This window comes from Bradyrhizobium sp. KBS0727 (assembly GCF_005937885.2).
Classification (GTDB): Bacteria; Pseudomonadota; Alphaproteobacteria; order Rhizobiales; family Xanthobacteraceae; genus Bradyrhizobium.
Map to the genome: position 1 here is coordinate 1,597,373 of NZ_CP042176.1, position 11,741 is coordinate 1,609,113.

Annotated in this window: 10 protein-coding genes; 7 read left to right on the top strand and 3 right to left on the bottom strand. The window is 63.4% G+C overall.

Going from position 1 to position 11,741, the window contains the following annotated elements:
• Positions 1 to 202: 202 nt before the first annotated feature.
• Entirely contained in the window at positions 203 to 910 is a 708-nt protein-coding gene (locus tag FFI89_RS07295) for a hypothetical protein (protein ID WP_138834230.1), read from the bottom strand.
• A 777-nt stretch (positions 911 to 1,687) separates the two neighbouring features.
• Here FFI89_RS07295 and FFI89_RS07300 point away from each other — a divergent pair.
• Complete coding sequence (locus FFI89_RS07300) at positions 1,688 to 1,879, top strand: hypothetical protein (protein WP_027539788.1); 192 nt, start codon at positions 1,688 to 1,690, stop codon at positions 1,877 to 1,879.
• 146 nt (positions 1,880 to 2,025) lie between these two features.
• On the opposite strand, the gene FFI89_RS07305 is transcribed toward FFI89_RS07300, so the two are convergent.
• Positions 2,026 to 2,373 (bottom strand): hypothetical protein, encoded by a 348-nt coding sequence (locus FFI89_RS07305; protein ID WP_138834232.1) that lies wholly within the window; start codon positions 2,371 to 2,373, stop codon positions 2,026 to 2,028.
• Positions 2,374 to 2,538: 165 nt separating this feature from the next.
• The gene (locus FFI89_RS07310) at positions 2,539 to 4,077 is read right to left on the bottom strand and encodes an MmgE/PrpD family protein (protein ID WP_210249082.1); all 1,539 of its coding nucleotides are present in this window, start codon (positions 4,075 to 4,077) and stop codon (positions 2,539 to 2,541) included.
• Positions 4,078 to 4,123: 46 nt separating this feature from the next.
• On the opposite strand from FFI89_RS07310, the gene FFI89_RS07315 reads away from it, so the two are divergent.
• The 6 genes from FFI89_RS07315 (at position 4,124) to tcuA (ending at position 11,734) form a co-directional block, all read left to right on the top strand.
• Positions 4,124 to 4,801: a GntR family transcriptional regulator gene (locus tag FFI89_RS07315; protein ID WP_168212817.1), complete on the top strand. Its 678-nt coding sequence runs from the start codon at positions 4,124 to 4,126 to the stop codon at positions 4,799 to 4,801.
• 64 nt (positions 4,802 to 4,865) lie between these two features.
• Positions 4,866 to 5,933, top strand: coding sequence for an ABC transporter substrate-binding protein (locus FFI89_RS07320; RefSeq protein WP_138834236.1), 1,068 nt, complete (start codon positions 4,866 to 4,868; stop codon positions 5,931 to 5,933).
• Positions 5,934 to 5,949: 16 nt separating this feature from the next.
• A complete protein-coding gene (locus tag FFI89_RS07325) occupies positions 5,950 to 7,716 on the top strand; it encodes an iron ABC transporter permease (protein WP_138834238.1) in 1,767 nt (588 codons plus the stop codon).
• Positions 7,717 to 7,735: 19 nt separating this feature from the next.
• Positions 7,736 to 8,830, top strand: coding sequence for an ABC transporter ATP-binding protein (locus FFI89_RS07330; RefSeq protein ID WP_138834240.1), 1,095 nt, complete (start codon positions 7,736 to 7,738; stop codon positions 8,828 to 8,830).
• The gene (locus FFI89_RS07335; RefSeq protein ID WP_138834242.1) at positions 8,820 to 10,229 is read left to right on the top strand and encodes an MmgE/PrpD family protein; all 1,410 of its coding nucleotides are present in this window, start codon (positions 8,820 to 8,822) and stop codon (positions 10,227 to 10,229) included. The genes FFI89_RS07330 and FFI89_RS07335 overlap by 11 nt, the downstream gene beginning before the upstream one ends.
• Positions 10,230 to 10,249: 20 nt before the next feature.
• The gene (tcuA, locus tag FFI89_RS07340) at positions 10,250 to 11,734 is read left to right on the top strand and encodes an FAD-dependent tricarballylate dehydrogenase TcuA (RefSeq protein ID WP_138834244.1); all 1,485 of its coding nucleotides are present in this window, start codon (positions 10,250 to 10,252) and stop codon (positions 11,732 to 11,734) included.
• Positions 11,735 to 11,741: the final 7 nt, after the last annotated feature.

Sequence of the window (11,741 nt, forward strand, 5' to 3'; positions counted from 1 at the left end):
CTTGCTGTCAGGTCAGATCATACCCGTGACCGCCAAGTGTAAGAACACGAACCGCAAGGTCCAGTGTTGGGTGTGGGCATATCAGTTTTGAAAAATACCAGATCAATAATTCGATTGTTGGGATGATAGGTCATGCACCGACCTTATCTCTCGCTCAACGACGCGCCGACACCGCGCCCTGAGGCTGGACCCGCAAGCGGCTTTACCTTTCGACCAGTGCGAAAGGACCCAGATCGAATGAGCCGAGCCGGGAAACCTCCTGGTCTGAATAGGGCGATGGCTGCATCACGACAAAGGTCGCATTCGGATGCATCTTCCAGATCCAAATTTCATCCGCACGTATCTGAACAAGGCCGTATCGCGACTTGTATTGGCCGGGTTCAGTCGTCATCCCGACATCGCTCCAACTGAGTTTCAGAACGTCTCCATTGCTTTGTAGCGGTAAGAGCTGTTGCCCTGACACCAGTTTGCTTTCGAATTCCCTGGGCCTGCTTGCACTGGCCAGCGCGTTCTGTACTGGTGGCTCTGGCTGGGGTGGTTTGGTTGAGGCCTGCTCAATCGTGGTCGCTGCCTCAGACTGGATGGTCGTCGCTTCGGGAGGCTTTTCCCTTGTTGGCGACGTTTCGGTTTCCGGCACGGGCAGGGCCGCGCGGTCGGGCTGCTTTTCACCCGCGGTCGTCGACTGAAACGGGTCGATCTTATGTTCTTCGATCGGTGGAGTGTCCCTCGCAGACGTCAACGTTCTGACATCGAACTGCCGCTCCGATCCCATGTGCGGCGCCTTCGGCTGTGTCGCTTGTTCGTCCGGCTTGCTAGCGGCTTGTGCTTCCGTTGCTCGCGGCCCAGCAAGTTGCTTGGCGGAGTCCAGGAGATCCCAAGCAAAATGAGCGATCGAATCTTCGGTATCCATTTACCTTGCTCTGCTTTAACGCCGATCAGGTGTTTCGAAGCCAAACGGTGATGTCCGTGCCGCTTTTTCGAGAGGGACCATCGTCTCTTGCCGAGGGCTCGTCAAATCGGCGGAAGGCCTTTCCGCAAAAGGTCCAGCATTGTTTCCCGCAAGAAACGACGTTTGGCTGACCATTGGGGCCCGCCGTTCTGAGAGGCCCAGTCCGGCCTGCAGACGCACGACGTTTCGCGCTTGGGGGCGGGCCCTACCAGCCGCATCCAGCATCCGCTCCGCGTCCATTACTCAGAACGCCGAACTATAATTCTCCGTGGAGGCAGTGGAAGGTCACGAGGAACGAAAGCTCTGACGCTCCGTTGATGGAACCAGACAATTATCAAGGGAGAATTTGCATGAAAAGAGTTGCTGTCGTCCTAGCTGCGGCAACCTCGGGCTTGTCGGTTTAGCGTTCAGGAAGAACAGGGGGGGAGCCCTCCCATCCGAGTTAGCGTATATCGTGCTCGTTACGGCACATTCAAAGTTCGCGACATGTGCTTTGCACTAATTGTCTTATTCTTTTTGCCGATCGCGCTCTGTAGCTGCGCGGTGCCGGCCGCTCATATCAGTTTCGACCCGCCTCCAAAGCCTCAAGTGTTCGCCTGGGGAGGGGGCGGGTCACGATCCCAACCGGCCGCGCGCAAAGTGAAACGCGTCAGGGTTGCAGCCGAGAACGGACCTGAAGCCCCTTGACGCGGCTGGGCTTCACGCCAGAATGAACGCTGCACAAAGCCGGGAGCGTTCATGAAATTTTATATAACTGCGCTCGATACATCTGGGACGGTCACGTTGCATCGTGACTCCGTGCCTGCCGCAATAAAGAAAGCTTCCGAGCTGATTTCCGACGGATGCCTGAACGTGGAGATCGTCATGCCGGACGGGGCAACCTATCGACGCGGCGAATTTGAGCAGTTGAAAGAGCGCATCGGGGCCTGATCGAACGAGGCGCCGAATTGAGGCGGTCTTGGAGGGCTTTCGGGATTCCGTCTCGGCTGTCCTCGATGCGGGCTCTGCGACCAATTGCCGTCGGCTGGGCTAGCCGGAAATGTCCCTGCTGCAGCGGCCGACGCGCAAGCTCGATATCAAACACTTTTTCTCTGGCCGGCGCCCGCCCTGCGGCGCCATCTCGCCGTGCCATGAAGCCATGCACCGACGAGAATCGACGGCGCTACGGCGGCGGTCATGAAGTAGGGCGATATCGGCTTCGGCGTGATCCACTCGATCGCCATCACCGATACCAGCCACAGCGTTGCCAGCGTGATCGCCAGATCCGGCCCCGGCAACTTCAAATGATAGAATACGGCACCGACGATCATCGCCGGCGCCAGCACAGCCCCGACCATGTAGACGTTCAGTTCCTTCGGCGTCAGCACGTCGATCAGCATCGCCGCCAACAGCCAAAGCGCGCCTGACATGACGGCCGTGTCCATCGGGTGTCTCATGGCTCCCCCACCTTCCCGTCGGGTGGTATCGAAGTGGGAACCACGGCGTGCGTCAATAGCCGTTCAGAGCAAAAATGCCCTTCGCGAATCATCCGCGGCCGCACTTACGCCGCGCACCGTCGCCGGCTATCGCGGCGCAAACCGCTGGAAAGGCTATGCGAGCAGCGCCATCAACGGACGAACATGAAACTCACCGTCGGCCGTAATGGCGCCCTCGACCGCCATTGCCTTTTCGGGGCCGATGGCGTCGGCCAACAGCGCCCTTGCCTTCGCCGTGACCCGTTCGTCCGGCACGGGCCTGCTCCAGCTTCCCATCGGGGCATCGCAACGCCGCCGGATGATCTGGCCATCGTTCAATTCAACGGTGATCTCGACATGCATCTGGTCGAAGCGGCCGGAGATCGCGGGATCGCTGATCAGGACAGTGCGATCCAATAGTGCGACGACATCGTCGCCAAATCGCCGTTCGTCCTTGAAACTCGCGGGCTCGACCTTGCCGTCCAGCAGGGCGATATCAGCCGTATATTGCCATGAGAATTTTCCGTCGAGGCCCGAATAGGGGCGCGGCCGGTCGATGTAAGGCATCGCCGGCGTTCGCAGTTCGACGCGAGAAATCCGCTTCAACGCATCGGCGCCGATGGCCTCGCGCGCTTCGAGCGCGGCGGTGATGGCGAAATGCGTCGCGAATTGCGACGGGAAAAGCTTCCAGGCCGGACCGGGATTCAACGCGCGGCCGCTGCCGACCGGCGCCAGCAGATGCGCGCGATCGAACGTCGCGCCGAACAGCGAAGCGCCCCAGCCGCGCGGGCTCCCGAGCGCATCTTCGTCGGCACTGAAGCCTGCCGCCGCCAGCATCGCGGCCTGAACGCCGTTCGCGGCGGCGTCGCCACAGTGAAGCGCCTTCGTCATCGAGCCGACATTGGCGAGCAGTCCGCCGGAGCGTGAACTGGCGATGGCGACCGCCGCGGCCGACCGCTCGCCTGCGAGGCCAAGCATATCAGCGCATGCGAGGGCGGCCGCCAGCGCGCCGACGGCGCCCGGCGGATGGATCGAGAGCTTGGCCGGTTCGATTTGACCTGAAGCGAGGCGCAGCCGCCCCTGGGCCTCGACGCCCTTGGCGATGGCCCGCAACACGACGTGTCCTTGCGGGCCGGCGCCGTCCCGCTCGCGCAGTTCGGCCAGCGCGAGCAGCGCCGGAAGCAGCGTCGAAAGCGCGTGGTTCGGCGGATTCCACATCGGTTCGAAATCCAGCACATGCATCGCCATGCCATTGACGCGCGCGGCTTGCACGACGCTGGTCGTAAGCCCATGGCCGATCACGGTCGCCGGGCCGTCAGGACATTCGGCTCGCGTCTGCTCAGCCATCAAGCTGGGCCCGCGTTCGCCGGCGCCCGCCGCCGCGACGGCAAGTCCGTCCAGCAACAGCAGCCGGCAGCGATCCAGCAACGCTGGATGATCCGGCTGCCACGCCGCCAGCAAGTCGGTGAAAGCGCGGGTCAGCGAGACCGCTGGTGCAGCGGCGGTCACCTGATCGGCTAACGCGGGAGTTCCATGGTCGAGGTCCAATTTTGGCATCATTTTCCAACTTTTCGCTTTGCATATGTATGTATACAAGGTTATACAAACAGGAAAGGTCGAAGTTTCTCTCTTGGAGGCGGCTATTTCGGGATCCAGCACGATTGAGGATGACACGCTTCTGGCCTGGCCCGGCGGCGCCTCATCGCGGGCTGCCGGAGGGTTGGCCGAACAGGCCTATCGGGCCATCCGCAATGCGATCCAGGAGGGCCAGCTCGAAGCCGGCCAACGCGTTCCCGAACTTGAGCTTTGCTCCTGGCTGAAGGTCAGCCGCACGCCGATCCGCGAAGCCATGCGCCGTCTGCAATCCGACGGCATGCTGGTCCATGCGCCGGGTGGAGGGCTTTCGGTTGCGCAACACGACCTGCGCGCGGTCGCCGAACTCTATGATGTGCGCGAACGCCTCGAGGGTGCCGCGGCCGGGATGTCGGCGCGCTTTGCCGACGCGACCGAAATCCACATGCTGCAGGCGATGGTGGATACGCATCGTCAGTTGCCCGACGATCCCAAGGTCCATGCGCGGGAAAACACCATCTTCCACGAGCACATCTACCGCGCCGCCCATAATCGTTTCCTGCTGAAGAGCCTGCAGGACCTGCATGATTCCGTCGTCCTGCTCGGCCGCACCACGTTCGCCGCACCGGGCCGTATCGCGGAAGCGCTCGGCGAACATCAGGCCATCGTTGCCGCCATCGCGCGGCGCGACGAGGCCGAGGCCGAGGAACTGGCCCGCCGTCACGTCCGGCGTGGCTACGAGCTTCGCCTTGCCGCCATGGCCGAGGCTGCGCGTGCCGGATCGCAAAATCGGGTCGATGGTCTGAAGGATCTGCCGCGCCGATAAAACAACAAGTCCCCGTCATCAAAACAAGACGCGGCCAAGCCGCGCAAAAACAGGGAAACTGCCTATGACGAGAATCGGCGATCGCGACATCACGCGCCGTACTGCCCTTACAAGTCTCGGCGCCGCGCTGGCGCTCGGTGCCTTGGCGCCATCGCGTGCGATGGCCGCCGCCGAGGACTGGCCCGCGGTACAGGCCGCGGCATTGAAGGAAGGCAAGCTCAGCTTCTATCACAACCTGCGCCCGCAAGGCGTCGAGCAGCTTCTCGTCGAATTCCGCAAGGCAAATCCCGGCATCCAGACCGAACAGATCCGGCTCGGCAGCGCGCCGCTGATCGAGCGCTTCTCGACCGAATTCAACGCCGGCCGCAACCTCGCCGACGTCATGCTGACCTTCCCCGATGACGCGATGTTCGCCGGTGTCGACAAGAGCGGCTGGGCCGCCGAATGGACGCCGCCGGAACTCGCCACGTACGACAAGGCTGTCAATCACGCCAACAAGATCTTCGCCGTCCACACCTCCCGCAACGTCATCATCTACAACAAGCAGCGGGTGAAGCCATCAGATGCGCCGAAGGAATGGACCGATCTCTGGGATCCGAAGTGGAAGGGCAAGGTCGCCATGGACCCGCCCTGGCGCTCGATCGCCGTGCAGGGTCTCGTCGCTTTCTGGGTCAAGAACGGTATCCCTGACGCGGCGCAGAAGCTGAAGGCCAACGACGTGCGGTTCTTCGAAGGATCGGCCGGCGTGTTCCAGGCTGTGCTGCGCGGCGACGTAATGGTGGCGACGCTGGCCGACCTGCCGCTCGAGCCTGGCCTCGAGGACGGCGCGCCGATCGGCTTCGTCTATCCGAAATCCGGCACCGCCACCAATAGCGGCTACGTCATGGTGAGCGGCCGCGCACCGCATCCCAACACCGGCAAGGTGTTCGTCAACTGGCTGATGAGCGCGCCGGGACAACTGGTGCTGCAGGAGCAGGGCGGTTTGCCGGTGACCAGACCGGGCGTGACGCCGACCAAGTTCATTCCACCGACCTCGGCGCTGTCGAACGCGGTCGATTCGCTGACGATCGTCTCCGGGCCCGAGCAGAACAAGACCATCGACGTGTGGCGTGAAACCTTCGGCATTCGTTGAAGCCCAGTTGAGACCTATGTCGATCTTCGAGAGTTCACAGCTGGATCAGAGCGAGGAGCGCTTCGGGCTGGAAGCGTCCGCCGCGCGCGTGCGTCCTTCCGCCGTCAAGCGCGCAGCCGCCCATGACGGCGTCCTGACCGGGCTCTATGTCGTGGTGTTTGCGATCGTGGCGTTTCTCGCGCTGGTTCCGCTCGCGGCACTGGTGATCGGCAGCCTGCGCGACACCTCGCCCGGCATGCCGGGGCAGTGGACATTGGCGAACTGGGCCAACCTGGCTTCGCCCGGCGTCGTCGAGACCTTGCTGACGACGCTTGAAGTCGCCGGCCTGAGCACCTTGTTCGCAATGATCATGGGCACCGCGCTCGCGCTGGTGATCCATCGCACGGATTTCCGCTGGCCCAACACCATGACGGGACTGCTGGGGCTCAGCTTCTATTTCCCGTCCTTCATCCTGGCGATGGCCTGGATCGTCATCGGCTCGCCCGGCGGCGTCATCAACGATCTCTTGCGCTTGCTCGATATCGAATCCGTCTCGGTCGATATTTACAGCGCCGGCGGCATCATCTTCGTCATGATTCTGCATCAGGTGCCGTTCGTCTATCTGACGATCCGCGGGCCGATCATGGGCATGGATCCGAGCTACGAGGAGGCCGCCCGCACCGCGGGCGCATCGCCGTGGCGGATGCTGCGCAGCGTCACGCTGCCGATGCTGTCCTATGCGCTCGCCTCCAGCGCCTTGCTGTGCCTGGTGCTGACGCTGGAGCAGTTCGGCATCCCCGTGCTGATCGGCGTTCCCGGCCACGTCACGGTTCTTGCCACCCAGATCTATCTGTTGTGCCGGTTTCCACCGACGGCCTATGGGCTCGCGGCCGCCATCGGCCTGACGCTCGCGGCCATTACCGGCATTGCCATCCTGCTGCAGCGGCGGCTGGCGCGCGGCGGACGCTCGGTGGTGACGACGGGCAAGGCCGGCAAGATCACGCCGATCCCGCTCGGCGCCTGGCGCTGGCCGGTGAACCTGCTGTGCGGTTTCTACATCGCGGTCAGCCTGGTGCTGCCCGGCTTGATCCTGCTCTACACGTCGCTGATCAAGTTCTTTACCGCCAATCCGTTCGACGCCGCCTTCACCTTCCGCAACTATCTCTATGTCTGGAATTCCGAAGAGACGCAGCAGGCGATCGTCAACACCGTGATCGTCTCCGGCGGCGGCGCGCTGGTCGGCGTCGTGCTCGGCATCGCCTGCAGCTATTTCACCGTGCGGCTGCGCCCGACCGGATATCGCGCGCTCGATGCGCTGGTCATGCTTCCGTTCGGCGTACCCGGCATCGTGCTCGGCCTCGGCCTGTTATGGGCCTACGCCTATCTGCCGCTACCGCTCTACGGCACGCTGACCCTGATCGTACTGGCCTATGTCACGCGCTTTCTGCCCTATGCGACGGAAACGTCCGGCGCCCGCTTCGTGCAGCTCGATCGCAGCCTCGAGGAAGCGGCCTGGACCGCGGGCGCCAGCCGGATTTCCGGCGTCTGGCGCATCCTGATGCCGCTCAGCCTGCCGTCGCTGCAGAGCAGCTATTTCCTGCTGTTCATGGCGTTCTTCCGCGAAATCTCCGCCACGATCCTGATCTTCACCGCCTCGACCTCGGTGCTGTCGGTTTCGATCTGGTCGTCGTTCGAGCAGGCCAATTGGGGCCTGGCGAGCGCGCTCTCGATTCTCGCCATGATCTTGATGGTCGCCATGATGTCCCTGCTGCTTTGGGCCATGCCCGGCGCCCGCAGGCGATAGAGCAAAGGAACCATCAGCGATGGGTATCGCCGTAAGTAACCTCGTCAAATCCTATGGCGCCTTCACCGTGATCCACGCGATATCGTTCGATGTCGCCGACGGCGAGTTCGTCACGCTGCTCGGTCCTTCCGGCTGCGGCAAGACCACCACGTTGCGATGCATCGCGGGCCTGGAAACCCCGACCGGCGGCAGCATTGCGATCAACGGCGAGACGGTTTCCGATCCTGCCACCAACCTGTTCGTGCCCCCGCATGAGCGCGATCTCGGCATGGTGTTCCAGTCCTATGCGGTCTGGCCGCATTTGACGGTTGCAGAGAACGTCGCGTTTCCGCTCACGGTGAAGGGTGAGCGCGACGTCGCCGCCGGCGTCAACTGGGCGCTCGACATCGTGGGCATGGGCAAGCTCGCCAAGCGACGCCCTTCCGAATTGTCCGGCGGCCAGCAGCAGCGCGTGGCGCTGGCGCGGGCGATCGCGGCGCGTCCCCGATTGCTATTGTTCGATGAGCCGCTGTCAAACCTCGACGCCCGCTTGCGCGATCGCACCCGGCTCGAGATCAGCCGGATCCAGCGCGAACTGAAAGTGCCTGCGCTCTACGTGACGCACGACCAGACCGAAGCGCTGTCGATGTCCGACCGCATCATCGTGATGGAGACCGGCCGGATCGTGCAGGAAGGAACGCCGCGCGACCTGTACCAGCAGCCGGTCAACCGCTTCGTTGCCGATTTCATCGGCAACGCCAATTTCCTGCATGTGCAGCGCGTCGGCCGCGTGTGGCAACTGGAAAACGGCTCGCCGGTCGAGGTCGATCCGGCGACCGACCGCGACGATGGCCGTTCCAAGATCGCCCTGCTGCGTCCCGAGGCGATCCGGCTCGACCAAAGTTCGGCGCAGGCCGTTGCCGGGCAAAACCGGCTGACCGGCCGCGTTATCGGCGGCATGTATCTCGGTCCGCATGTCGAATACATCGTCGAGGTCGGCGCCGACCGCCTGCGCGCCTATTCGCGCAGCGCGCTCGCGCCGGGCAGCCCCGCGATTCTTTCGTTCGATGCCCGCGACTGCCGGCTCGTCGACGATATGGCTCACACGGAAGCGAGGCCGCATCATGCTGGATAAAACCTCCGCAGCCGCCGTAGTCACCAAGCCCGCTCAACGCCTGGCCGAATTTGCTGCCGGCTTGAAGTTCGAAAATATCCCGGCACCGGTGCTGCACCGCGCCAAGCTCCTGATCCTCGACGCGCTGGGCTGCGGCCTTGCATCCAACGCCTATGACTTTGCCGATGTCGCGGTCGCCGGCGCCACGGCGCTGGGCGGCGAGGGGACCTGCAGCGTGATCGGCCGCGATGTCCGCCTGCCGGTGCGCGACGCAGCGCTCGCGAACGGCATGCTGATCCACGGCCTCGACTTCGACGACACCCATCTCAACAGCATCATTCACGCCACCGCGGCCTGTCTTCCCTGCGCGCTGAGCTTCGGCGAATCCCGCGACATCGACGGCAAGGCAATGCTGGTCGCCTACGCCGCCGGAATGGAGACCGCGATCCGCGTCGGGGCGGCGGTCAAGGGCGGCTTCCACCATGCGGGCTTTCATGCCACCGGCCTCGTCGCCCATTTCAGTTCGGCCGTGGTGGCCGCGCGCATCCTTGGACTGTCCGCGGAAGGCATCGTCGCCGCGCAAGGCATTGCCGCCAGCACGGCTTCGGGCGTCCAGGTCTTCCTTGAGGAGGGTGCCTGGACCAAGCGCATGCATCCGGGCTGGGCCGCAGTCGCCGGAATTACCGCCGCCGTTCTTGCGCAAAAAGGCTTCAAGGCCCCGACGCGTCCCTATGAAGGCCGCTTCGGTTTCTTCGATACGCATATTCAGCATCCGCCGGCGCCGATCGACCTCAACGCCGAACTCGCCAGTCTCGGCGACGTCTGGGAACTGGCCCAGACGGCGATCAAGCCCTATCCGGTCTGCCATTTCATCCATGGCTGCGCGGATGCCGCGATCGAACTGCATGCCGAAATCAAGCCTGCCGATATCGCCAGCGTCGAAGCGTACCTGCCACGCGACACCATGCCGATCATCGCTGAGCCCGCCGCCGCCAAGACCCGGCCGACCAATGAATATGAGGCGAAGTTCAGCGCCCAGTTCGTGGTGGCAACCTGCCTCATCAAGGGGGCGTTCGGCCTCGCCGACCTGATGCCGGCCGCATTGGCCGATCCGGTGGTGTTGGATCTGACGCAGCGCGTCACCTGCGCCATCGATCCCGACTCGGCCTTCCCGACCTATTTCTCCGGCGGCGTCCGCGTGACGCTGAAGGACGGCCGCAGCCTCTTCAAGCACATCCGCATCAACGCCGGCGCCGGCGAGCGTGCGCTGGACGAAGCCGCGGTCTCGAAGAAATTTCTCGCCTCTGCCGCCCTGTCGATCCCGTTGCATCAGGCCGAACGCATTCGCGAAGCCGTGCTGAAGCTCGAAACCCATTCCGTCACCGAGATCGCGGCCTTGCTGCGATCCACAACAAACTGATCAATCAGGAGAGCGAAGTTATGAGTACGTATGACGTCATCGTGGTCGGCGCCGGCAACGCTGCATTGGCTGCCGCCGTTTCCGCCAAGGAGAATGGTGCCGAGCGCGTCGTGGTGATCGAGAAGGCGCCGCGGGAGATGCGCGGCGGCAACACCCATTGGAGCGGTGGCGTGCTGCGCTTTGCGTTCGACGATCCCCGCGAGATCGGTGAGCTGCTGCCAGACGTCGAAGAGGAGTTCGAGAATTTCTACGACGGCATCTCGCCTTATCCGAAGGAAGACTTTCACGGCGACCTGATGCGCGTCACCAGCGGACGCACCGATCCGGTGCTGTCGAAATTGCTGGTCCACAATTCCTTTGACACCGTGAAGTGGATGAAGAAGGTCGGCGGCATCAAGATGGAGCCGGCGATCACACTGTCTGCGGTCAAGAAGGACAACGTCATGGTGTGGGCGCGCGGCCTCGTTGTGCGTGCCGAGCATGAGGGCGTTGGCCTGTCGCGGAGCTGGTTCGCCACCGCCGAGCGGCTCGGCATCGAAATTCGCTACGGCACCGCGGCGGTCGAACTGTTGATCGGAGACGACGGCAGGGTCAACGGCGTCAAGGTGCGCGACGACGACGGCATGTCGGTGCTGAACGCCCGTTCGATCGTTCTTGGCTGCGGCGGCTTCGAAGCCAATGTGCAGATGCGCACCCAGCATATCGGCCCGCTGGTCGGCGCGGCCAAGGTGCGGGGAACACCGCACAATCAGGGCGACGGCCTGCGGATGGCGATGAACGTCGGCGCCATGCCATGGGGACAGTGGAGCGGTTGCCACGCCACGCCGATCAGTGCGGACTGGGGCGAGTTTGCGCCGCGCGAGCTCACCGATCGCAGTAATCGTCTGAGCTACGTCTATGGCATCATGCTCAACCGCAAGGGCAAGCGCTTTGTCGACGAGGGCGAGGACGGCGCGCTGTTCACCTATGCCAAGTTCGGCCGCGCGATCTTGGCCGAACCCGGCGCCAAGGCCTGGCAGATCTTCGACTCGCGGGTGATCCATCTGCTCGAGCCGCGTTACCAGACCAGCAAGCCGATTACGGCGAACACGCTGGAAGACCTCATCGAACAGCTCGACTTCGACGACAAGGCGCAGGCTTTGAAGACCGTCGACGAATACAATGCCCACGCCCGTGAGATGGACGACGGCTTCGATCCGACCAAGAAGGACGGCCTGTCCAGCAAGGGGCTCGATCTCGAAAAAACCAACTGGGCGCTTCGCGTCGCCAAGCCGCCGTTCTATGCCTACAGCGCCACCGGCGGCATCACCTTCACGTTCGGCGGGTTGAAGGTGAACGAAACCGCGCAGGTGATCGGTACCGACTGGAGGCCGATCAAGGGGCTTTTCTGCTGCGGCGAAATGGTCGGCGGCCTGTTCTACGACAACTATCCGGCTGGTACCGGGCTGGTCTCGGGGGCGACGTTCGGGCGGATTGCCGGACGTAGCGCGGCCGCGGCCGATTAAGAGCGTA